General features: G+C 47.1%; 25 protein-coding genes. 13 read left to right on the forward strand and 12 right to left on the reverse strand.

Annotated elements, in window-relative coordinates; translation table 11 throughout:
* Positions 1-140: 140 nt before the first annotated feature.
* Together QMA35_RS07205 and QMA35_RS07210 are read left to right on the forward strand one after the other, a co-directional pair.
* Positions 141-1,418, forward strand: a complete 1,278-nt coding sequence (locus QMA35_RS07205) for a YeaH/YhbH family protein (protein WP_281646467.1) — start codon at positions 141-143, stop codon at positions 1,416-1,418.
* On the forward strand, positions 1,415-2,989 hold the full coding sequence (locus QMA35_RS07210; RefSeq protein ID WP_281646468.1) for a SpoVR family protein: 1,575 nt from the start codon (positions 1,415-1,417) through the stop codon (positions 2,987-2,989). Before QMA35_RS07205 ends, QMA35_RS07210 begins: the two co-directional genes overlap by 4 nt.
* Before the next feature lie 55 nt (positions 2,990-3,044).
* Here QMA35_RS07210 and QMA35_RS07215 read toward each other — a convergent pair whose 3' ends face one another.
* Together QMA35_RS07215 and QMA35_RS07220 are read right to left on the reverse strand one after the other, a co-directional pair.
* Positions 3,045-3,614: an OmpA family protein gene (locus QMA35_RS07215; protein WP_281646469.1), complete on the reverse strand. Its 570-nt coding sequence runs from the start codon at positions 3,612-3,614 to the stop codon at positions 3,045-3,047.
* Positions 3,615-3,836: 222 nt separating this feature from the next.
* A complete protein-coding gene (locus QMA35_RS07220; protein WP_281646470.1) occupies positions 3,837-4,733 on the reverse strand; it encodes a LysR family transcriptional regulator in 897 nt (298 codons plus the stop codon).
* A gap of 88 nt (positions 4,734-4,821) precedes the next feature.
* On the opposite strand from QMA35_RS07220, the gene QMA35_RS07225 reads away from it, so the two are divergent.
* Together QMA35_RS07225 and QMA35_RS07230 are read left to right on the forward strand one after the other, a co-directional pair.
* Positions 4,822-5,049 carry a DUF2798 domain-containing protein gene (locus QMA35_RS07225; protein ID WP_281646471.1) on the forward strand — a complete coding sequence of 76 codons (228 nt, stop codon included), beginning with the start codon at positions 4,822-4,824 and terminating at the stop codon, positions 5,047-5,049.
* Between the two features lie 200 nt (positions 5,050-5,249).
* Positions 5,250-5,669, forward strand: a complete 420-nt coding sequence (locus tag QMA35_RS07230) for an H-NS histone family protein (protein ID WP_281646472.1) — start codon at positions 5,250-5,252, stop codon at positions 5,667-5,669.
* Positions 5,670-5,677: 8 nt separating this feature from the next.
* On the opposite strand, the gene phoR is transcribed toward QMA35_RS07230, so the two are convergent.
* The 5 genes from phoR to QMA35_RS07255 all read right to left on the reverse strand — a co-directional run bounded on the left by phoR (position 5,678) and on the right by QMA35_RS07255 (position 10,019).
* Positions 5,678-7,006 carry a phosphate regulon sensor histidine kinase PhoR gene (gene phoR / locus QMA35_RS07235; protein WP_281646473.1) on the reverse strand — a complete coding sequence of 443 codons (1,329 nt, stop codon included), beginning with the start codon at positions 7,004-7,006 and terminating at the stop codon, positions 5,678-5,680.
* Between the two features lie 69 nt (positions 7,007-7,075).
* Positions 7,076-7,768, reverse strand: coding sequence for a phosphate regulon transcriptional regulator PhoB (gene phoB, locus QMA35_RS07240; protein ID WP_281646474.1), 693 nt, complete (start codon positions 7,766-7,768; stop codon positions 7,076-7,078).
* Positions 7,769-7,872: 104 nt separating this feature from the next.
* Positions 7,873-8,469 carry a hypothetical protein gene (locus QMA35_RS07245; protein ID WP_281646475.1) on the reverse strand — a complete coding sequence of 199 codons (597 nt, stop codon included), beginning with the start codon at positions 8,467-8,469 and terminating at the stop codon, positions 7,873-7,875.
* Positions 8,470-9,351, reverse strand: coding sequence for a 4-hydroxybenzoate octaprenyltransferase (gene ubiA, locus QMA35_RS07250; protein ID WP_281646476.1), 882 nt, complete (start codon positions 9,349-9,351; stop codon positions 8,470-8,472).
* Positions 9,348-10,019, reverse strand: coding sequence for a chorismate lyase (locus tag QMA35_RS07255; RefSeq protein ID WP_281646477.1), 672 nt, complete (start codon positions 10,017-10,019; stop codon positions 9,348-9,350). The genes ubiA and QMA35_RS07255 overlap by 4 nt, the downstream gene beginning before the upstream one ends.
* Positions 10,020-10,275: 256 nt before the next feature.
* On the opposite strand from QMA35_RS07255, the gene QMA35_RS07260 reads away from it, so the two are divergent.
* Both QMA35_RS07260 and QMA35_RS07265 read left to right on the forward strand, forming a co-directional pair.
* A complete protein-coding gene (locus tag QMA35_RS07260; protein WP_281646478.1) occupies positions 10,276-10,551 on the forward strand; it encodes an HU family DNA-binding protein in 276 nt (91 codons plus the stop codon).
* Positions 10,552-10,739: 188 nt separating this feature from the next.
* Complete coding sequence (locus QMA35_RS07265) at positions 10,740-11,120, forward strand: helicase (protein WP_281646479.1); 381 nt, start codon at positions 10,740-10,742, stop codon at positions 11,118-11,120.
* 74 nt (positions 11,121-11,194) lie between these two features.
* On the opposite strand, the gene QMA35_RS07270 is transcribed toward QMA35_RS07265, so the two are convergent.
* The gene (locus QMA35_RS07270) at positions 11,195-11,488 is read right to left on the reverse strand and encodes an L-serine ammonia-lyase, iron-sulfur-dependent, subunit alpha (RefSeq protein ID WP_281646480.1); all 294 of its coding nucleotides are present in this window, start codon (positions 11,486-11,488) and stop codon (positions 11,195-11,197) included.
* An 11-nt stretch (positions 11,489-11,499) separates the two neighbouring features.
* Between QMA35_RS07270 and QMA35_RS07275 the strand changes: the two genes are divergently transcribed.
* Positions 11,500-11,889 carry a malic enzyme-like NAD(P)-binding protein gene (locus QMA35_RS07275; protein ID WP_281646481.1) on the forward strand — a complete coding sequence of 130 codons (390 nt, stop codon included), beginning with the start codon at positions 11,500-11,502 and terminating at the stop codon, positions 11,887-11,889.
* A gap of 41 nt (positions 11,890-11,930) precedes the next feature.
* Here the strand turns inward: QMA35_RS07275 and QMA35_RS07280 are convergent, their stop codons facing one another.
* From QMA35_RS07280 to QMA35_RS07290, 3 genes are read right to left on the reverse strand one after another with little or no spacing between them, the layout of a single operon-like run.
* Positions 11,931-13,079 (reverse strand): hypothetical protein, encoded by a 1,149-nt coding sequence (locus QMA35_RS07280; RefSeq protein WP_281646482.1) that lies wholly within the window; start codon positions 13,077-13,079, stop codon positions 11,931-11,933.
* A gap of 54 nt (positions 13,080-13,133) precedes the next feature.
* The gene (gene recG, locus QMA35_RS07285) at positions 13,134-15,230 is read right to left on the reverse strand and encodes an ATP-dependent DNA helicase RecG (protein ID WP_281646483.1); all 2,097 of its coding nucleotides are present in this window, start codon (positions 15,228-15,230) and stop codon (positions 13,134-13,136) included.
* A gap of 12 nt (positions 15,231-15,242) precedes the next feature.
* Positions 15,243-16,157 (reverse strand): hydrogen peroxide-inducible genes activator, encoded by a 915-nt coding sequence (locus QMA35_RS07290; RefSeq protein WP_281646484.1) that lies wholly within the window; start codon positions 16,155-16,157, stop codon positions 15,243-15,245.
* Between the two features lie 226 nt (positions 16,158-16,383).
* Here QMA35_RS07290 and QMA35_RS07295 point away from each other — a divergent pair, with 226 nt between their 5' ends.
* The 5 genes from QMA35_RS07295 to QMA35_RS07315 all read left to right on the forward strand — a co-directional run bounded on the left by QMA35_RS07295 (position 16,384) and on the right by QMA35_RS07315 (position 20,708).
* Positions 16,384-17,238, forward strand: coding sequence for an SDR family oxidoreductase (locus QMA35_RS07295; protein WP_281646485.1), 855 nt, complete (start codon positions 16,384-16,386; stop codon positions 17,236-17,238).
* Positions 17,239-17,609: 371 nt separating this feature from the next.
* Complete coding sequence (locus QMA35_RS07300) at positions 17,610-18,383, forward strand: ATP-binding cassette domain-containing protein (RefSeq protein ID WP_281646486.1); 774 nt, start codon at positions 17,610-17,612, stop codon at positions 18,381-18,383.
* Positions 18,384-18,460: 77 nt separating this feature from the next.
* The gene (locus tag QMA35_RS07305) at positions 18,461-19,210 is read left to right on the forward strand and encodes an ABC transporter substrate-binding protein (protein ID WP_281646487.1); all 750 of its coding nucleotides are present in this window, start codon (positions 18,461-18,463) and stop codon (positions 19,208-19,210) included.
* An 82-nt stretch (positions 19,211-19,292) separates the two neighbouring features.
* Entirely contained in the window at positions 19,293-20,021 is a 729-nt protein-coding gene (locus QMA35_RS07310) for an ABC transporter permease (protein ID WP_281646488.1), read from the forward strand.
* Positions 20,022-20,024: 3 nt separating this feature from the next.
* Positions 20,025-20,708 (forward strand): ABC transporter permease, encoded by a 684-nt coding sequence (locus QMA35_RS07315; RefSeq protein WP_281646489.1) that lies wholly within the window; start codon positions 20,025-20,027, stop codon positions 20,706-20,708.
* On the opposite strand, the gene QMA35_RS07320 is transcribed toward QMA35_RS07315, so the two are convergent.
* Positions 20,686-21,648: a hypothetical protein gene (locus QMA35_RS07320; protein WP_281646490.1), complete on the reverse strand. Its 963-nt coding sequence runs from the start codon at positions 21,646-21,648 to the stop codon at positions 20,686-20,688. The two genes, QMA35_RS07315 and QMA35_RS07320, sit on opposite strands and share 23 nt — an antisense overlap.
* Positions 21,649-21,858: 210 nt before the next feature.
* On the opposite strand from QMA35_RS07320, the gene QMA35_RS07325 reads away from it, so the two are divergent.
* The coding region (locus tag QMA35_RS07325) for a transposase (RefSeq protein ID WP_281646491.1) at positions 21,859-22,664 on the forward strand (806 nt) is incomplete at its 3' end.

Here is a 22,664-nt window from a genome sequence, read left to right on the forward strand (position 1 = left end):
AAAACAGCCATACTTATTAATGATGTAGATGTAAGACAGACGGGGCGAGGCGATCACCAGGGATTGTGAGTACGGTGCCAAGGATGGTGCCGGTCTCGCCCCAGACGTCTCTTAGCAGCATCGCGGCACAGGGAGTGCGCATGAGCATCATCATCGACAGACGGCTCAATGGCAAAAACAAAAGCACTGTAAATCGCCAGCGCTTTATGAACCGTTATCGGAAGCATATTAAGAAAGCTGTTTCTGAAGCAGTGAATAAACGCAGTATTACCGACGTCGAGAGTGGCAGTAGTATTACCATTCCCCGCAGAGATTTGTCTGAGCCTATCTTCCATCATGGAACCGGCGGTTTGCATCAGCAAGTCATGCCCGGCAATAAAGAATTTGTTTCTGGCGACCGTATCAAGCGCCCACCCGGCGGTGGTGGTCAGGGTGGTTCTGGCAATGGTCAGGCTAGTGATCAAGGTGAAGGTATGGATGAATTTACCTTCAACATTAATCACGATGAATTTCTGGAATTCATGTTTGATGGCCTTGAGTTGCCAAACATGCGAGAGAAACAACTTCATGAAACGGTAGAGTTTCGCACCCATCAGGCGGGGTTCACTACAGATGGCCCACCTGATCGTTTAAATATCGTTCGTTCTCTACGCAGCGCCCATGCTCGTAGAATTGCATTATCTGGCGGTACTCGTCGTGAGATTCGTAAACTCAAGCGTGAGTTACGAGAGATGGAAGTACAGCCTGGATCTATGGACAAAGAACGGGCAGATGTTATTCGTGCAGAATTAAAAGAGCTGAATGGCAAAATGAAAAAACTGCCGTTCATTGATGATATTGATCTTCGCTATAACAACTTTGTGAAAGTGCCTCAGCCTTCCAATAAAGCGGTAATGTTCTGTGTAATGGATGTGTCAGGTTCCATGACTCAGGAAATCAAGGATATGGCCAAGCGCTTCTTTATTCTGCTTTACCTGTTCCTGCAACGTAGCTACAAGCAGATAGAGGTGGTCTTTATTCGCCACCACACTGCTGCGAAGGAAGTGGATGAGGATGACTTTTTCTACTCACGGGAAACTGGCGGAACAATAGTTTCCAGCGCATTAGAAATGACCAGAGATATTATTACCAAGCGTTACTCCCCCAGCGACTGGAACATTTATGTGGCGCAAGCCTCTGACGGTGATAACTGGGAAGGTGATTCTTCTGTATGCAGCAAGATTCTGGTTAATGGTTTGATGCCGCTGGTTCAGTATTTCTCGTATGTAGAAATTACTGATCGTCAGCATCAGAACTTATGGCGTGAATACGAAACCATCCAGGATGGATATTCTGACACTTTTGCCATGCAACAAATAAAAACAGCGGCGGATATTTATCCCGTATTCCGCAAACTGTTTGAAAAAAAGGAAGCATGATGGAAGACCAGCAGGAAGCTGTGCAGAACAACAGCGAAGGTAGAAAGAAGGAACCTCTGACAACAGGGGCAGACTGGACTTTTGATCTTATTCAGCAGTACGACAGCGAGCTGGCAAGGATTGCTAAAGAGTTCCGTCTTGATACGTATCCCAACCAGATTGAAGTGATTAGCTCCGAGCAGATGCTGGATGCTTATGCCTCTGTTGGTATGCCGCTGATGTATAACCACTGGTCTTTTGGTAAGCATTTTCTAAGTAACCAAGAGCGTTATCAGAGCGGCCATATGGGGCTGGCTTACGAAATTGTTATTAACTCGAACCCTTGTATTGCCTATCTGATGGAAGAAAACACCATGGCAATGCAGATTCTGGTGCTTGCTCACGCAAGCTACGGGCACAACTCCTTCTTTAAGGGGAATTATCTTTTCCGTACCTGGACAGATGCAGAATCCATCATTGATTATCTGATGTTTGCTAAAGGCTACATCTCCCAGTGTGAAGAAAAATATGGTGTGGAGAGTGTAGAAGAAATTCTGGATGCAAGTCACGCTCTGATGAATCAGGGGGTGAATCGTTACAAGCGCCCGCGTCCATTATCAGCGGGTGAGGAAGAGAAGCGGCAAGAGGAGCGTGCCGAATATATACAAAGAACCTTGAATGATATTTGGAGCACGATACCGCAACAGGAAAAAGCAGCTGAGAAAAGTACAGAGCGATTCCCGAAAGACCCAGAAGAGAACATTCTGTATTTCATTGAAAAGCATGCTCCCTTGTTGGAAACATGGCAGCGGGAGCTGGTTCGTATCGTTAGAAAGGTAGCACAATATTTTTATCCACAGCGCCAGACCCAGGTTATGAATGAAGGCTGGGCAACATTCTGGCATTACACCCTAATGCACAAACTTTATGATGAGGGGCTGATTAACGAAGGCTATATGCTGGAGTTTTTACACTCCCATACCAGCGTAATTTTCCAACCTGAATTTGATGATCGCCGATTCTCGGGTATTAACCCTTATACGCTGGGTTTCAAGATGTTTATGGATATTAAACGCATCTGTGAAGAACCAACGGAAGAAGATAAGAGTTGGTTCCCAGAAATTGCGGGTACAGACTGGCTTGACGCTGTTCATCATGCCATGAAGAACTTCAAGGATGAGAGTTTCATTCTGCAATACCTCTCCCCCAAGGTTATGCGTGATATGCATCTGTTCAGTATTGTGGATAACGAAAAGAATGCTTATCTGGAAGTGGACGCCATCCACGATGACGCTGGCTACCGTAAGGTAAGAGAATCATTGGCAGCGCAATATAACCTGGGTAATCGTGAACCAAATATTCAGGTGTATAACGTAAACGTGAAAGGAGATCGCTCTCTGACTTTGCGCCACTTTATGCATCAGGGGCGCCCGCTTGGTGATAGCTCCGCAGAGATCGTGAAACATATCCACAGACTCTGGAAGTTTGATGTGAAGTTGGAGAGTGCAGAAGGAAATGATGTGAAGAAAACGATTTCCTGTCCAAAGGAATCAGAGAAGAGTCGGTCAGGGGCCATTATTGAAATGGCATAGTCGTTCGTGAAATTGAAAAGGGAGCCTGACCTGGCTCCCTTTTTTTACCCGAAAATCAGCGTTTTATAACTCTGATTTCTGCCCTGCGGTTTTGACTGCGGTTATTCTCCGATGAGTTTGCCACTCGTGGTGATAGCTCACCTTTGCCAGATATCTTTATTTGATTTGCTGGAACACCTTTCGCTTTCAGATAGGTTTTCACAGCTTTTGCCCGTTTGAACGACAGAGCCTGATTATAAGCTTCTTCGCCAAGGTCACAGGCATGACCGGTTACATCAACCATCATGCCTGATTTGACGTCTCTAGCCAGCTTATCAAGAAAGTCTTTCTGCTCTTTGCTCAAAGCTGAAGAATCAAGATCAAACTGCATAACAGCCATGCCGTTATCAGCATTTGCACAGGCCACACCAGAAATCAGTGCACCTGCAACAAAGGCTACGCCACCTGTTGCCAGATCGAAAGCTGCGGCTGGTAAACCCAGAGCCAGGCCTCCTTTAGCAGAACAAAGAGACCAGTCGTCAGAAGGTTTGTATGCGGAACCAGCCTGATAGCCAGAAGAGGCACAGCCGGTAAGAAACACAAAGATGAGTATCAGCGCCGATACTCCGGGAAGTTTTTTACTCACGGTACTACTCCATCCATGAAGTGATTTTTGAGTCCTTTCCACACTGGAGCAGAAGGTTCAGAGAAAACATTCAGCCCGGTCTGTAAAGTCAATTTGAGTATAGCGTTGGGCAGAAGCCAGACTTTACCGAAATGGGGTGAAATCACTTTGTGGATTGGTATAGACGTTTTCCTGTCGAAAATACCTTGGATGAAGCGCAGAAACGGCCATAAATATTGCGATTTACATGCTCAGCCCTGTGATCTTATGCTGATGTGTGAGTAATTTGTCGATAAGAAGCGTCAGAGCTTTAGGTTGGTGCTTTCGTCTTCGGTAATAAAGATAGGCTTGGCGAACTTCCAGCTGATGTTGGGGGAGTACCTGAGCCAGATTGTTCTTATCTGGAAGGTGGTGAATGGGAATTGAACCAATGCCGATGCCAGCTTCCACAGCTCGAATCAGCATTTTTACATCATTAACAACCATTCGTGCCTTAATTCTGTAAGAAAAAGCATCTCGCTCTGGCATGGTGAAATGCAGCACTCTTTTTTGTTGAACGCTTATCCAGTCGTGAGTATCCAGTTCTTCAATTGTGTGTGGTTCTCCATGCTTGTCGAGATAAGATTTCGAGGCATACAGGCCATCGCAGGATTTCATAAATGGCCGTGCAATCAGATCTGATTGCCTGCCGGAGTTAAACCCAAGAACCAGGTCTCTGTCTGACTCCGGCACACTGTCGTCCAGATTTAGGCGAATATCTATGGAGACTTTCGGATAATCAAGAATAAACTCTTCAACGAGATCACCAATGCCAGACTGGTATATGGTGTAAGGGACAATCAGACGAATATTGCCCTTTATTTGTTGTTCTTCATAAAGAAGTTCTGCCAGTTCCATCTCACTTTGTTCGAATTCTCCGGAGAGGCGATTGAAAAAAATCTGACCTGTTTGCGTGGCTGAAAGATTTCGACCCTTGCGCTCAAGCAACCGAACACCAAGGCGACCCTCCAGTGCGGTCAGGCGACGGGACATGGTCGATACCGGTAAGTGCAGGTTCTGGGAAGCTTTTTGAAGAGAGCCACTCTCAACAACGTGGCAGAAAAGATAAAGGTCGTCGAAGTTTCCAAATATGGAATTCATGTTTTAAAAACTGCGTGTTTTTTCCATAAGGCGAAAGTATTCATCTGGCGATAGTTTATAGCAAGAGCATTTTTTGAAGGTTTTTTTAGTGAATAGAAAGTTGTTTTGGGTGACCTCTATTTTAGGGGCCGGTGTTATGTCTCTGGTTATGTCTGGCCTGATTTCAACAATCAATAATGGTCTGGATCACATGACATTTATGGGATGGATGCGTAGTTTTATTATCTCCTGGCCGATTGCATTTACCATGAATATTCTGGTGTTACCTAGTGTACGTTCACTGGCTGTAATGGTTTGCCCGGAAAAAGCAATCTAGCCATCAATACAACAAATGATGTCGCAACAATAAAAAGCACATCGCACTGCAGAATATATTATGGTTATTAAAAATGGGAATATGATCTTATCTATTCCTATTTTTAAAATCTGAAAATAAAATGATTTGCAGTTGTCAGTCTGGAGTCTATTACCTATTTTTCAATCGCCTTTATTGTGTCAGAAGCGAGGGTCTGATTCGTGAATATATTCGAGGAAGTGATGCACCGCTTGAGCAGCAAAACCCGTATGCGCGGGTTGTTCCGGGATGTGCACATTGAAGATCTGGAGAGAATTGTTTCCAGATTACAGGATGTTTTGGAAGAAAAACGCGAAGCTGTCAGCGCGGAAAAAGAGAAGCTTCAAGAGAAAAAAAATAGCATTGATGCTATACGAAAACTTATGGAGGAGCGTGGGGTTTCTCTGGAAGACTTTGGTCAGACGCTGCCTGGGGAAAAGAAAAAACGCAATATCAAACGCTTCCTGTTTGAATATCAGGATAGTGACGGAAGCGTCCATCAGTGGGAAGGTTCGCTGACTGGCCGTGCTCCAAAAATATTTCAGGATTATCTGCAGCGTTCTGGCAAGGAAAGGTCAGACTGCATCATTGAATCACGCTGATTTTCTTATCAAGCAGCCTCTTTTACTAAGCGACTTTGAGGAAAGTGGCAGGTAAAACTACTACCTCTTCCTGGTCTGCTTTTTACCATTAGCGTTGCATCGTGTCTGAGCAGGACATGTTTAACTATTGCGAGGCCAAGTCCTGAGCCTCCTGTTGATGCATGTCTGCTCTTGTCGATTCTGTAGAACCGTTCTGTCAGGCGGGGAATATGTTGGGGCTCGATACCGATGCCGTTATCTTTGATTGACAGATAGCCAGTATTAAGTTCAACAACCCATTTTAACTTGATAAAGCCGCCGTCCGGCGTGTATTTAACGGCATTAAATACCAGATTTGAAATTGCGCTGCGAAGCTCTTTTTCGTTACCTAGAATTTGCGTACCTGATTTACAAGATACGTCAATCGTATGGTTTCTTTCTCCGCTAAAGGATCGTGCATCTTTAGCAATCTCATCCAATAGTTCAGCAACAGGTATAGGCGTGAGATCTTGCAGGCTATCGGCTGTTTCCAGCTTCGAGAGAATTAACAAGTCTTCAATGATATTTGCCATTCTATCTGACTGATTCTGCATCTGGCCCAGAGCCTTAGGCAGCATTGGTGGCGGAGGCTCTGGCATTAAAACAAGACTGTCGGAAAGAGTTTCTACGTAACCAGAAATCACAGTTAACGGCGTTCTCAATTCATGAGAAACATTAGCTACGAAATCTTTCGTCATCTGCTCAAGTTGGAATACCCGGGTGCTATCCCGTACAACCAAAAGACGATTGTTCGGGCCATAAATCGTAATGGAATAGAGCAGTCTCTTCTCGGCAGAAACCGGAGAAGGGAGCATTAATGGCTCCTGATAGGACTCACTTTCAAAATAACGGGCGAAGCGCGGGTGACGAATCAGGTTGGTAACCTGCTGCCCTACATCATCCGGATTGCGAAAACCGAGGATATGTTCAGCTGCAGGGTTCCACCATTCAATCTGGCCCTGATCATTGGTTAGAACAACGGCATCCTTAAGGGCTGTAGTGGATTGCTGAAAACGATTAATGACAGCTTTAAGACGGTTGTGCGCCCGTTCTTGTTTACGCATCAGGCGGTACATGCTATCGAACATTTCTCCCCAAAGGCCATGACCACTGGGAGGTTCTATAAGCTCAGAGGAGGAAGAGGACATTTCCAGCCAGCTAATGAGCTGAAAAACATTTTTCAGAGTCCAGACAAGATAGGCTCCGCAGCCTATCAAGAGGATAGAAAGGGTTTGTCCGGTTAACAGTCCAATCCCAAAACAGATACCCAGCATCAGAACCAGGCGCTTAATAACTTCAATTAGCCAGTTATGGTTCACATTTTATCCGGTCTTATTATGTCAACAAATCCATTTTGGATCCGGCTCAACCGCCGGTCGAAACTCCGGTTATACCTTCATGGAAAAACGGTATCCTGTACCCCTTACTGTCTGGATCAGCTTTTCATGGCCGTTGCCTAATGCTTTTCGCAGGCGGCGAATATGAACATCAACAGTTCGTTCTTCAACGTAAACATTACCCCCCCAAACATGGTCAAGCAACTGACTTCTGGTGTAAGCCCGTTCCTGATGAGTCATGAAAAACTGGAGTAAACGATATTCGGTTGGCCCCATTTCGGCGGGGGAGCCATCAATAGATACTCGGTGGCTGATTGGGTCGAGCATTACGCCCAGAACTTCAATAGGTTCACTCTGGCCGGCAGCTGCTGTTCTGCGTAAAACGGCTTTAAGGCGGGCAACAAGCTCGCGCGGAGAGAAAGGTTTTGTGATGTAATCATCGGCGCCGCTTTCCAGCCCCTGAATCTTGTTATCTTCTTCGCTTTTTGCGGTGAGCATGATGATAGGGGTGCCAGAGGTCAGTTCATCACGCTTTAGGCGTCGGGCTAGCTCAATACCGGTAACACCCGGAAGCATCCAGTCTAGAAGAATAAGGTCTGGATTTTGGTCCACGATCAGGGCGTGAGCCGTTCTGGCATCCTCTGCCTCAAGGCAGTGATAACCAGCCATTTCTAGAGCAACAACGATCATCTCTCTGATTGGAGCTTCATCGTCAACTATGAGAATTTTGCTGGTTGTTGTCATGGCTCAGAAGGTTCCCCCTTAGGATCTGCCTGAGAATTACAACGCCTCAATGTTACAGTTAAATGACAGAAACTTATAAGCACAAAATTAGTTATTTTTTCTGGTCATTTCAGGACGACGGGAAGAGTGCCAAGCACTCGGTAGTGACGCTTCGTAGACGGTTCCAGACAAACCCAGTACTTACGTAGCTTTTTAATGACTTTAAAGGTTTTTTTGTTCTCTATCTGGAAAATATCACCTGGCGATAAATCATTCAGGGTTTTGCCATTTACTGGTTTGCGTAGAGTTTGCAGGTGGTTGTCGTGACCACTGCTGGCTTTAGGATTAATGCTGTGTTTTTGGAGTGCATGTGTTGTTTCAGCATCCAGAACTTTCAGCGCAAGCAGTTCGTGGAGCTTCTCCCGGTAGTTTGTTTTCCATTCTTCACCGTGGGGCGCCACCTTTCTTCCGTGCTGGTTCCAGGTGTGCACATGTGCGACCTCATGGGCAAAGGTTATAAGAAACTGCACTGGCTCAAGGTCACAATTTACACTGATTCTGTGGGGTAATCCCCGGGCTGCTGGCCTGAAGTCTCCAAGTTTGGTTTTTCTAGGGCGGGAGATACGCATTTGAATATTGTCATTCAACAGCCAGCTGGCACAAAGGGATTCTGTACCGGCGGGAAGATAAGGTGCCAGCTGTTGGGAAAGTTCTAAGCTCATTTAAATAATTAGGCAACGATCAACAATAATGCCGATAAGAACAGCCAGCCCAGCCCAATGGTTAGAGAGAAATGCTTTAAAGCATTCATCCCGGTCTCTGTTCTGGGTCATACGACGCTGGTGGAAAAATACTCCGGCCATTCCGGCAAGGCCAAGATAGTAAGCAACTCCGGAACTGGTAATCAATCCGGTAATAACCAGTATTCCCAGAGTGAGCCCCTGTAAAATCTGGATGATCAGATTGTCATATCGACCAAAAAGAATAGCAGTGGATTTAATACCGATTTTCAGGTCGTCATCCCGGTCTACCATGGCATATTGGGTATCGTAAGCCACAATCCATAACAGACATCCGGCAAACATTAACCACGAAACAGGCGCGACTGCTTCTGTTTGTGCCGCCCAGGCCATAGGGATACCCCAGGCAAAAGCTGCTCCAAGAACAAACTGCGGAAGATTAGTAAACCGTTTCATAAACGGATAGATAATAGCCAGAGCTGCTCCAGCGAAAGAGAGTTGAATAGTTAATGCATTTGTAAGCAAAACCAGTAGAAAAGAGGCGGTTAACAGTGCGGAGAAAAGCAGCAATGCCTCTTTTTTTGAAACTTGGCCTGTTGCCATCGGACGATTCTGAGTGCGTTTTACGTGGCCATCCAGGTTTCGGTCCGCAAAATCGTTAATTACACATCCGGCAGAACGCATGAGGAGTGTGCCGATCGAGAAAATGATAATCAGGCCAGGATTCGGCCAGCCATCAGCCGCTATCCAGAGTGCCCAGAGCGTTGGCCATAACAACAAGAATGTGCCGATAGGCCGGTTAAAACGAGTGATTTGAATATAGTTTTCCAACCGGGTTGATGCAGAGGTCGGCATGCTGCTCATACGGGCAGAACTCCCGCTGTCGTCTGGTTGTTTTTCATGCAGGTTTCTTCAGGCAAAAAATATTCGCAAACAGCGAGAGGTTTGTGATTGAGGGTGAAAAGTGACCTTCTTCCCCAAATGTCTCTATTTGCAGAATCGGTTGTACGGGTTAGCTCAATCGGGCCGCGCTTGAGATCGGGTTGAGAAAACAGAAATGCACCGAGGGGGCGATCCTTCAGAAACAGCAGCTGACGGTTCTTCCCCTCAAGGCTGGAAGCAGGAAGAATACTTCTGGCGAAGACTTTAGGTACGCCATTACAGAGCAGAGTAACCTCCCGGATACTGGCCTGTTCCCTCTGAGAGATAGAAAGAAAACTGCGTTCATCTGGAGTAGGTCTGTCCCACTCATGGAACAAAACCTGTACTTCAAAGGTGCCAGGAAAGTTTTTTTTGAGCCGGGCTGTTAATGAACCGGTATCCAGCAACCAGTGTTTCCAGTGTTCGGGAATGCTCCACGGCAAAGTGTCCGTGTCATACCAATGTTGTGTGTCCAGATTAAGGGGGCGAGACGGCATAGTGTTACTTAATTTCTCCAGCGCATCCAAGCCGTATTTTGCCGCAGCATGATGGATAAAACACGCTGGTGCAAGTATTTGTACGTGGCGTCCGTATGCTTTTTGAAAAAACATTGAACATCAATGATGGTGGCTATCTTTATGGTTTTTGTATGTTTTTTGCTGAGAGTGACGTTTTTAGCCTTATATAAGGTGATAAATGGTATTGCCCTTCAATAAACGCTGTTTTAAGGTTGATTCAGTGCTGGCACTTATAAAGCTCGAAAACGCTAATAAGTTAGTGCTGCCTGTTCTCAGTTGAGAGCTTTGGATGAGCTCTTCAGGGAAAAAATAAAAACAATCATAAATAAAACGGATTCGAGAGGGAGCTATGCGCAAGCCCGAACTTGTTGCTGCTATTGCAGATCAGACAGACCTGAGCAAAGATAAAGCTGGTCAGGCACTGTCAGTTATCATTGAACAAATCACTCAGGCGCTGGAGCGTCAGGAATCAGTAAACCTGATCGGTTTCGGTTCTTTCACTCAGCGTGCCCGTGGTGCCCGTACCGGTAAAAACCCACAAACCGGTCAGCCTATGGAAATTCCTGCCAGTAACACCGTTGCTTTCAAGCCAGGTAAGTCTTTGAAAGAAGCTGTGAACAAGTAATTTGTTTCCTGTGCTGGCACGTGTCTCTCACACTTAGCCTCTTGCCAGCACATTCAAACTCCTCCCTGTTATTTTTCTATTTCCCCATTGTTGACTCTATTAACTACCAATCAGGGCAAAAATGCACTGGTCTGGAGCCGGTTTGTCTATAGAATGCTTGCTGGTTATCCAGAGTAGGGGAAGTATCTGTGAAGTTTCGGTTGCTGCTTTTAGGTTTGGGCTTTCTTATGAAGCGAGCCAGTGCCAATAATTCTGCGTTTCAAAAGAAACTGGAAGGAAAGGACATGTCCTTTGAGATTTCCAGTGATGATGGTGTGTGCCGTAACTTTACCGTGAAGAATAATAAGGTGACCAGCAAAAGCGGAACAGCTGTAGAACCTGAGTTCAGCTTGCGTTTTAAGTCATCTCAGGAAGGCTTTGCAGCGCTTACTGCCAAGAATGCCCAGCTTGCATTTATGAAAGGTATTCAGGACAAGAGCATTCGTGTTGAAGGCAATCCTATGAGCCTGATGTGGTTTCAGGGGATAGCAGCAATGGTTGTGCCAAAGAAGAAAAAAAAGGCTGCCTGATTGCTCTGGCAGATCTAATAAAACGTAAAAAGGGGTTTGTCTAAGTGCACCTTTTTACGTTTAGAGGGATTGACTTATTTCACTGTCATGATTTTCAAAATCATGGCATCTGTTTCTTCCATTCCCTGATTGCCTAACAGGCCAATATTATCAATGGTCTTTTCCAGGTCATTTTCGATAATGCCTTCATGACCAGATATGCGGGTACCATCCAGCACCATCAAAGCGGCTTTAACAGCAGCAGAAACTTTCAGTGAGCAGCCCATTTTAGCGCTATCACAGAACATGCCTGTCACATCACCAAACATGTTGAAAACAGTACGGCTGGCCGTTTCAAAGTCTCCGCCCAGCAGCCAGGCGATAGCCATGCTGGCACCTGTTGCGGCTTATTACGACTGGCAGCCCATTCGAGCTGGTTGAGTATAAGGGGCGCGCTTACCCGGTTGCCCAGTGTAACAATATTTATATCTTCCCTGGTCTGGGTCTTGGCGTTATGGCCTGCGGTGCAACGAAAGTATCCGATGCCATGCTGGATATTTCTGTAGAAACTCTGGCGAACTGTTCTCCGGCGGCGACTGATCGTAAAGCTGTACTGCTTCCAGAGCTGGAAAAGGTTCAGGATGTAATCTGTAAAATGGCTTTGGCTGTAGCTCTGCAGGCGCAGAAAGAAGGTCTGGCACCAGAACGCTCTGAAGAAGATTTGAAGGAGCTTATTCGCTCTCGTTTCTGGAGCCCGGAGTATCGCCAGATTCGGATGGCTTACTGCTAATCAAACTTTTCTTCATCATCAAGAAAGCCAGAGTCTTTGTGTTACAAAGATTCAGGCTTTTTTGGAAGTGCGTCCAGTAGGGCCTGATTCGCCCTGGATGCTTGTTCAGCCTCAGACTTGGGGCTCAGCCTGTCAGCTTGTTTTGCAAGCAGATGAGCGCGTCCGCCCCTTGCGAGGAATAAAAAATAATTTTTGGCGAAATATTCGAGATTTGGAGCAAGGTTGGTGCATCCAATCAGTAGAGAACCACTCACACTTTCTACTTCCCATGCCAGCTTTTTATGTTTTTCTCCGGGAACGACGGGGACTTTTACATCAGAGCGCGCCGCTTCAGTGCATGGCCGCAAGTAAGTTTTCAGGTGATGATCGGATATTTGGTCGGTTGCTTCTTTAAGTTTATCTGTAAATGGCCCCAGCCCCTGAACTCTCTCTTTTACTTTCTCGTAATACTCTTTCTGTAATGCAAGGAACCTTTCGCTGGCTGCTTTCTGTTTGGCCACAATCTCCTTCGTCCGTTTGTTTTTCTTTGATTTACCTCCGGGGGATGACTGATTCATGAGCTGAACCGCATCATTGTTTGCTTTTTGTAGCTCTATAGCTGCCTCATCCATCTCTCTTGGAGAGAGTGGAGATATTGCTGCAATCATTGGGATATATTTGAGAACTTCTCTGGCGTATTCTTCAATGGCAGCCCATTTCTCATGCAGCTGCACGACTTCCATTTGTCTACGCAAGCTATCCCTTGCACTTTCCTGTGCGAGACCCCCCTCCAGAGCACCGGGAATCTTTTTATTTCCAAAAAGCACCAATAGTTGCTGTAGCGCCCGGTCACATTTGGGATCTCGCACAATATCCCCCAAAGTGCCATTAAATGAGTTGAAGGCTGCACACAGCGTTTTGCCCTGTTCATAAAGTTCGAGCAGGTTGTTTGTCCAGCCCTGACCTACAGATTCAGCTACGTAAAACTTATCGACTTCGCGTTTTTGGAGATTTTTATAGCTTGGTCCAGGTAATTGAGAGTCAGTATTCTGGTTGGAAAGTTGTGAGTCGACACTGGTTGGCCGGGTTTCCCTGAGAAAAGCTTCTTTTGAGTCAACGGAGGTTTCACTGGAAGCACTGCTAACCCCGCTGTCTGTACTGCCCGTGCTGTTTTGTCTGCCAGTTTTCGGTGGAATCCTGGAAGAGTCCATATTTATGACCTTTGTATTCCCTTGCAGGAACTATAGATCAATAGGGAAAAGAGTTCAGGCGTCAGCGAAGCAGTCACCCATGGGTAACCAGCGGTCAATTAAAGGTTGTGCGTGGGTAGGCGCCTCCTGCAGTAGTTGTTCTGCGGAGCTCTTAATACTTTCAAGCAGTATCTTGTCTCGTTCAAGGTCGGCAACCCGGAACTGCACCAGGCCTGTCTGACGAGTGCCTAGAACTTCTCCCGGGCCACGAAGATCCAGATCTTTTTCTGCAATGACAAATCCATCACTGGAATCGCGCATGACCTGCAAACGTTCTTTGCTTTGTTGAGACAGTGGAGGGTGATACATCAGCACACAATGGCTGGCAATACTGCCCCGGCCAACACGACCGCGGAGCTGATGAAGCTGGGCAAGACCGAGCCGTTCAGGGTTTTCAATGATCATCAGACTGGAATTGGGAACATCAACACCAACTTCTATCACCGTTGTCGCAACCAGAAGATGCAAATGGCCTTCCTTAAATGCGGCCATCACTTCAGCTTTCTCAGCCGGTTTCATACGGCCATGTATTAAACCGATAGAAAGTTCAGGCAGTGTTTTCTGAAGCTCTTCAGCCGTTACCTCTGCAGCCTGGCACTGCAGCGCTTCGGACTCTTCAATAAGCGTACAAACCCAATAGGCTTGTCGACCTTCAAGGCAGGCGGCTCGAACTCGTTCAATAACCTGTGGGCGACGGTCGTCGCCCATAACAATTGTGTTAACAGGAGTTCGGCCGGGGGGCAGTTCATCAATCACTGATAAGTCCAGGTCAGCATAGGCACTCATCGCCAGCGTTCTTGGAATGGGGGTTGCCGTCATAATCAGCTGATGGGGCATGGCTCCGATATTTCGGCCTTTTTCACGTAATGCCAGTCGTTGATGCACACCAAACCGATGTTGTTCGTCAATAATTGCCAAGGCTAAATGGCGAAATTCCACGTCACTCTGAAACAGGGCGTGGGTACCAACAACAACTTCGGCTTCACCAGAGCGAATCAGCTCCATCTGCTGTTCACGTTTTTTGCCTTTGGTTTTGCCCGTAAGCCACGCAACGGTAATGCCTAAAGGCTTCAGCCAGTTGTGGAAGTTGTTGTAGTGCTGTTCGGCCAGAATCTCGGTAGGAGCCATTAACGCAGCCTGGGATTTGCTCTCCACAGCCTGCAATGCTGCGAGTGCAGCGACAACAGTTTTACCTGAACCAACATCCCCCTGAACAAGGCGCAACATGGGTGATTCGGAAGACAGGTCTTTCCGTATTTCTTGGGCAACCCTTTGCTGCGCACCTGTGGGTGTGAACGGCAAATTGTTGAGGAATTTGTCCACAAGCTCGCTGGTGCCATGAAGTGCCAGACCTTGTTGTCTGCGAACACGCTGGCGAATCTGTTGCAAGCTCAGGTGATGAGCTAGTAATTCTTCAAAGGCAAGGCGCTTCTGAGCCGGGTGTTGCCCTTCCATAATCTGGAAAACATCCGCATCGGGCGGTGGGTGATGCAGAAAACGCACAGCATCTGTTAATTGCCAGAGGTTGTAAGGGCGGCGAACTGGTTCGGGCAGCCACTCCTGTAACGCTTCCGGATGTTGTAAAAATTGCAGAGCCTGTTGGCATAATCCGCGAATGCGTAACTGAGTGAGCCCTTCGGTGGCGGGATAAACTGGAGTCAGGGTTTCCTCAACAGCATCGGGGTTATCGTCATTAAGAACCCGGTATTCTGGATGGTAAAGTTCCAGTCCATGCGCCCCGCGGCGAGGCTCGCCAAAACAGCGAACGGTTGAGCCTCTTTTCAAACTGTTCTTTTGTGCGGCACTGAAATGAAAAAAACGTAAAGTTATGATGCCAGTGCCGTCTTTGACTTTGCAGACCAGGCTGCGCCTGCGCCCCATGGCAATATCAACACCGGCAATCTGACCTTCAACAACAGCATCAAGGCCAAACTGCAGTGATCCGATAGGCGTGATGCGGGTTCTGTCCTGATAACGAAGAGGCAGGTGGAACAGCAAATCCTGAAGGGTTTTGATGCCAATCTTTGCCAGTTTTTCAGCCAGCGCTGCCCCCACACCTTTCAGTGTCGTGACAGGAACTTCGTGCAAAGCTTTGGCTGCTGACTGAACCACCCGATCTCCTTATCAGCCTTTAATTACTGGACACTGTCGTACGGCTTTTTCCAGTGCATCTATTGCTTTCAGGCGTGGAAAGCTTGCCCGCCAGGCAAGAGCTACTGTTCTGCCTGGAGCCGGATCGCTAAAGGGGCGAGTAGTGAGCATATTTTCTGCGTAATGGTTGCTGCTGCCCATGGCGGATTGTGGCAGAACAGTGACACCCATTCCGGAAGCAACCATATGGCGCATGGTTTCCAGCGAGGTGGCCTCGATGGTTGTTTTCTTGTGACTGTTGTCGTCTTTATTGGTGAGAGCCGGGCAGGCTTCGAGAATTTGATCTCTGAAACAGTGCCCCTGACCCAGCAGAAGAAGATCAGTTTCCGCCAGATCATTAACCGGTATTTCATCCCGGTTGGACCATGGATGGTTTCCGGGCATCAGAACAGAAAAGGATTCATCGTACAAAGCTTTAGTGACAACATCGGCCTCAGTAAATGGCAGGGCAATGATGATGGCGTCCAGTTCACCGAGGCGCAGGCGGTGGCGCAGCACATGGGTGAAGTTTTCTTCAACGTACAGCGGCATATCTGGAGCTATGCGACGAAGTTGCGGCACCATATGTGGCAGAAGGTAAGGGCCAATGGTGAAAATGGTGCCAATCCGCAGAGGGCTGGAAAGCTGATCTTTACCTTCGTTGGCAATGGACTTGATGGCTGATGACTCTTCCAGAACTTTCTGAGCCTGTTCAACAACTTTGCTGCCGAGGGGCGTAACCCTGACAGCGGATTTGCTCCGCTCAAAAATGGCGACGCCAAGTTCATCTTCCAGTTTCTTTACACCCACGCTCAAAGTGGGTTGACTGACAAAGCAGCGTTCTGCGGCTTTGCCAAAATGGCACTCTTGGGCGAGTGCAACGATGTATTTGAGTTCGGTCAGAGTCATTGGCTAATAATACTGTAAATTTAAACAGTTGGAACAGCCGAATACTGCTATCAACCAGCTGTGGTACTGGTTATAAACTACGAGCGCAGAGATAAAACCTTCAGCTTGCTCTATTGTTGATACCTTGCCGTCAATTAATTTTTTCTATTAACTGGCGTGAGAATAATAAACCAAATCCGGCATAAAGCTGAGTCTGATTACTTTTGAAATGTTTGTGAGGGCAAATATGGCTTTCTCTAAAGAAACTCCGGTAACCCTGATAGTTGGCTGTGGAGATGTGGGGAGCCGTTTAGCGATAGAGCTTTTGAGTCTGGGGCATAAAGTTTATGGCTTACGCCGGGATGTTTCCCGATTACCAGAAGGCGTTAACCCTGTTGCCGCAGATTTGGCTGCCGGAGAACTGGGGGAGTGGCCAGATCATATAGACTTTGTCGTGTATTGTGCAGCGGCAGGCCGGCAGGGAGAAGAGGGGTATCGCAAGATTTACTTTGAAGGCCTTGGGCGTGTTGTCAACAAACTGAAAAACAATAAGAATCAGCTGAAACGTCTTTTTTTCACTTCAAGTACGGCTGTTTATCATCAGGTTACTGGAGAGTGGGTTGATGAAGTTTCACCAACACACCCTGAGCGATTTAACGGCAAGGTTATGCTGGAGTCTGAAAAGCTGGTTCTGGATTCTGATTTACCTGCGACTGTTGTTCGTTTCGGCGGCATTTATGGGCCGGGGCGCAATTACATGTTGAAGAAGGTGCAGGGTGGTGAAGTATACAGCAATGACCCGGTGATCTTTGGTAATCGCATTCATGCTGACGACTGTGCAGGAATGCTGGCTCACCTGATCGAGCTGGAAAAGCATGGCAAGTGTGTGCACCCCCTTTATCTTGGAGTAGATTCTGACCCAGCCCCATTATCAGAGGTGACTTTGTGGCTGGCTCAACAGATGGGGGTGACGCCAACCTGTGAGATACATGGTGGCGGGCGAGGAGGAAGTAAGCGATGCCGCAATCAGAGGATTCTGGATGCGGGTTATAAATTTCATTTCTCGAGTTACAGAGATGGATATCTATCTCTTATGAGTTAGTTCACCGGGTCATTAGTGAGGTCTTCAAGGCTTATATAGTTAGTGCGGCCTCGGCCCCTTCATTGACCTGGGTTTGAGAGCAGGATTTCTGGCTCAATCAGTTGATTCTGAACTGCTGCCGGAAAGTGATCAGTGAAAATAATACTACCAATGGATAAAACGCTTTCATAACGCCCCCTCATATCCGGATCCCCTGAGTAGACAAAATATGACTTAACCAGATAGTCAGGTTTGCTTAGCGGATATGTGCTCAAAAGTGGTGGGATTGGCTCTAAAACGGGTTTTTTTCTGGAAGCCAATGCGTTGACAGGGTAAGTTATGGCGTCAGAACAGATAACAAAAATATTATTTGAATAAAGACCGGGGGTCAGATGTACCAGGCACCTGTCGCACTAGAGCTGACAGATATTCACAAACGTTTTGGGGATCTTGAAGTCCTTAAAGGCGTGTCTTTAACAGCCCATGATGGTGATGTGGTCTCCATTCTAGGCTCCAGTGGCTCCGGAAAAAGTACTCTCCTTCGCTGCATTAACCTTCTTGAAAATCCCTGTCAGGGGCAGATTGCTGTCAATGGTGAAGAACTCCGCCTGCAGACTCGATCTGACGGCTCTATGGAAGCTGCAGATGAAAAACAGTTAGCAGCTATCCGCTCCCGGTTAGGTTTTGTATTCCAGAACTTCAACCTCTGGCCACACATGACCATTCTTGAAAATGTCATGGAAGCTCCGATTCATGTTTTGAACCGTTCCAAAGCCCAGGTAAAGGAATTTTCGGAATCATTGCTTGAGAAGGTTGGGTTGGCGGATCGTGCTCATTACTACCCTGCACAGTTGTCTGGAGGGCAGCAGCAACGGGTAGCCATTGCCAGAGCATTGGCTATGGAGCCTCAGGTAATGCTATTTGATGAACCTACTTCTGCACTTGACCCAGAGCTGGTGGGTGAAGTGCTTGGTGTGATGCGCAGCCTCGCAGATGAAGGCCGCACCATGCTGATTGTGACCCATGAGATGAAGTTTGCCCGGGAAGTTTCTGACCGGATTGTTTTTCTTCATCAGGGGCGCGTGGAAGAAGAGGGCACACCGGATGAAGTATTCGGTTCAGCCCAGTCTGCCCGTTGCCGGGAATTCCTGGCAACAGCCGTATAAGGCAGCAGACAGGTTGTTTATAAAAAATAGAAGTTTCACAAGAACATAAACACAACTAGAAAACAGCGGAGCAGAAAATGAACAAGTGGATGAAGGCCGGTGCGCTGGCAGCGGGTGTTTTAGCAAGTTCGATGGCAATGGCTGGAGACAAAATCCGTATTGCCACAGAAGGTGCCTGGGCTCCTTTTAACTTTGTTAATGAACAAGGGCAGCTGGCTGGCTTCGATGTAGATATCGCCAATGCTCTGTGTGCAAAGATGAAAGCTGACTGTGAAGTCGTTGCTCAGGATTGGGATGGCATGATCCCAGCACTGAAGGTCCGCAAGTTCGACGCTATAGTAGCCAGTATGTCTATCACTGAAGAGCGCCTGAAACAGGTTGATTTCACGAATCATTATTACTCTGGTGGTCTGCGTTTTCTGGGTGCGAAAGATAAAACTTTGGATATCACCAAAGCTGGTTTGAAAGGCAAGGTCATCGGTGCCCAGCGTTCTACTGTTGGTGGCCAGTACCTGGAAGACAACCTGGCTGATGTTGTAACAGTTAAGCTCTACGATAATCAGGAAGCTGTTTATCTGGATCTCATCGCAGGCCGTCTGGATGGTGCTATCTCTGATGAACTGCCAACTTATGACTGGCTGAAAAGTGAAGCAGGCCAGAACTTTGAGTACAAAGGCGAAGCTTTCGCCAAGAATGACAAGATTGGTATTGCTATCCGCAAGAACGACGAGCTGAAGCAGAAACTGAATAATGCTCTGCAAGCCATTCGTGAAGATGGTACTTACGAACAGATCAACGCCAAGTACTTCCCTTTCTCCATTTATTAATGGTGCTGCCACAGCCTGACATTCAGGTTGTGGCTATAACAATAAAGACGATTGCAGTACTTCGTTTAAAGGATGACCTGTTTTGTTATTTGATGGTCTATTTGATGGTTTTACCGCACAGCTTTTAGCGGGCATGGTGATGACCGTGAAAATCACCCTGGCAGCAACCGTGGTAGGCATTTGTCTTGGTTTGCTGGGGGCGTCTGCCAGAATGTCGAAGACGCGCCCCATACGCTGGCTTGGGGATGGGTACGTTGGCATTATCCGGGGAATCCCCGAGCTTCTTATTGTTTTTCTGATTTATTTTGGTTCTACACGGCTGTTAATGTTCATCGCTTCGCAGTTTGGTTACAACGAATATATAGAATTAAGCCCATTTATTGCTGGTGTTATTGCTCTTGGCTTAACGTTTGGCGGCTATGCGACAGAAGTCTTTCGTGGCGCTTTTTTGGCGATACATCCCGGGCAGAAAGAAGCAGCTGAAGCTTTGGGTATGAGCAAAAGGCGAATTTTCTTTCGCATACAGCTGCCACAGGTTTGGCGCGTGGCGTTACCTGGCCTTGGTAACCTGATTCTGGTGTTAATGAAAGACACTGCGTTGATCTCTGTCATTGGCCTTGAAGAGCTTACTCGTAAGACATCGATGGCGGTAACGGCGACACGAGAACCTTTCACCTGGTATTTAACCGCGGCCCTTATGTATCTGGCTCTTACGGTTATTGCGACACTGCTTCTGAATTATTTTGAAAAGCGCTCACGCCGGCATGAAATGCCTGTACAGAGAACTGCTGTAAAGCTGGCGGAGGGTTAAAGGATGGATTGGTCTGTTATCGCTGAATACTATCCACGCTTGCTGGAAGGCGCCTGGGTTACTCTACAGCTGGTTGTGTTATCAGGCGTGATTGGTGTTGTTCTGGCTGTGCCGATGGCTTTGGCTCGGATTTCTGAAAAGAAGAGATTCAACCTGATCCCACAGGCTTATATTTTCTTCTTTCGTGGCACGCCCCTTTTGATTCAGATATTTTTGATTTACTACGGGCTGTCTCAGTTTGAAATTGTCAGGGAAAGCTTCCTGTGGCAATTCCTCAAAGAGCCATACTGGTGCGCCATCATTACTCTGGGCTTGCATACAACGGCCTATATTGCGGAAATTCTGCGTGGTGCCATACAGGCAATTCCTAAGGGTGAAGTGGAAGCCTGTCGTGTAATGGGAATGAGCAAGTTCACCATGTATCGCAGAATCCTCCTGCCCAGAGCTTTTGGCATTATGCTGCCAGCATACGGTAATGAAGTGATTTTGATGCTTAAAGGCAGTGCGCTGGCGAGTACAATCACGTTGCTTGACCTCACCGGTATGGCGCGAACGATTATTGCCCGTACCTATACGCCGGAAGAGATTTATATTGCTGCCGGTGTGATGTATCTGCTGATCAGCTGGTTGTTTATGCTGTTTTTCAAAGTGCTGGATAATCTGTTTAACAAGCATCGTCTGGTTTGATCACATCTTTCCGGTCTTCCCTGGAAGGCCGGATGATGTATCCGGTTGTTGCTTCTTCGCAGACTTTTTCCCCGCTGCCATTCTTGCAGTGTCGTTCACCTTTGTCTTTTGCTGCCGCTGTCAGGGGAACAATAAAGTCTCCACAAGATAATGTTGGTAGCGAGAAAATATCTTCTGCACAAGTCGGATGCTTTGGTTTGTTGGTGAGTCTCCAGCGCCCTTGGCAGTCCCCATAGGTTACCATTTCATCGACGGTTACTCGCCGGACATAGCGATCCATCCCTTTGAAAAAACTATCCAGTAAATAAGTTTCAACACAATGCAGGTTAAACAAAATGCCTTCAAGTTGAGTAATACACTCTGCTAAAGGCATGTATTGAGTATTGGGAGTATGGAAGTACTCAGCCAGAGTTGCCCGCATCAATTCTTCATTCTGCTCTATCAAAATATTTCTGATTCCGCGGGAAAATAGACCGCAGATCAACTGGTGGTTTAAAGAGTTTGTTGCCGAGCCAGAAAGCGCATCATCAACCTCTGTGCATTTATCGTTTTTGAAGGTCACACGATCCAGCATATCTGCCCAGACGCCCGTATTCACAACTTGTGGGTAATGTTGTCTTTTTAGCAATCCTTCTACGGCTCTTGAGCCTTGTTGTATTAAGTGGGTGTATTTGTTGTGAAGCGGAGAGCTGGTTAAATAATCATCAGTAAAGCCATTTTCACTGGCGTAAAGGTTTGCGTATTTGCAGGGTACAAATCCAATAAAATTAACAGATCTCTTAAAACCCAAGTGCTCAGTGAGAATGTCGTCCAGAACGGTTCTTAATACACTGTGTTTGCTGCCTGAAAGAATTGGTCCTGGGTGAATACGATCAGGGAAATAAACCCGATGCCTTCTATGAAAAGAACCATACCCATGGGATGGACACAGGTTATTCATATGAACAGCAATTGTGCAGATGTCGTCGAATGCTTTCGCGGGAAATTTTTCTCCGGTGGTGCGCTGGTATTCGCTGTTAAGCCGAGCACCAAGAAAGTTAAGAAAAGGGGGGCTTTCTCAGGTTGGCTGAAGAAAGTGAGGGGTTGAAACAGAAATAGCCTTCAGGCAAAGATTGATTTGAACGGATCAACTTTACTGAAGGATCAGTACATGTCTGCAACACCCTCACTCCGCCCTATGTTCTCATTTCTTGGCTGGGTAATCGACCATATAGATATCGACTGGGATAATTCCAGCGCAACGGTTTATCTGCGCAGAGATGGTCGTCTACAGCAACTGAAATGCAGTCAGTGCCACAACTCTATGGGGAAGATGAGGGAGACAGAGCGAACTGTGCTGGACTTGCCGCTGGGCACCCTCAGTGTGCAGTTGCATTTCACTGTTTACCAAGGGCGCTGCTCACACTGCAAGCATTTTGAAACCATCACACCTCCTGGGCTGGCGCCCAAGGCACAGGCCACCGACCGCCTGAAACAGCATGTCAGCCACCTATGCCGATACATGCCATGCAATAAGGTGCCAGAGTTCATCCCTATCTCCCATCACACCGCGCGGCGCTGGGATAAAGAGGTGCTCATGAAGACTCTGCCTGCACCTGGTCTGGATAACATACGAGCACTACTGATTGACGAGAAGTCCATTGGCAAGGGGCACCACTATCTGACAGTTGTCCTGAATGCTGATACAGGTGAGACCCTGTTTCTCGGGGAAGGCAAACGTAAAGCAACGCTGGATCAGTTCCTGAGCAGCCTGACTCAAGAGCAAAAGGCGCCTATTGAGTGTGTTGGTATTGACCGAGGGGGAAGTTACCAAGCCTCGGTCAGAGAACACCTTCCCGACGCTGACATCGTATACGACAAGTTTCACATTATCGCCAACTACAACGAGGTGATAGACAAAATCCGTCGCCGGGAATGGCGGCAGGCTGAAGCTGAGGATAAGCCTTTCATAAAGGG

Source organism: Parendozoicomonas sp. Alg238-R29 (assembly GCF_947331445.1).
In the GTDB taxonomy this organism is placed as follows: domain Bacteria; phylum Pseudomonadota; class Gammaproteobacteria; order Pseudomonadales; family Endozoicomonadaceae; genus Sansalvadorimonas.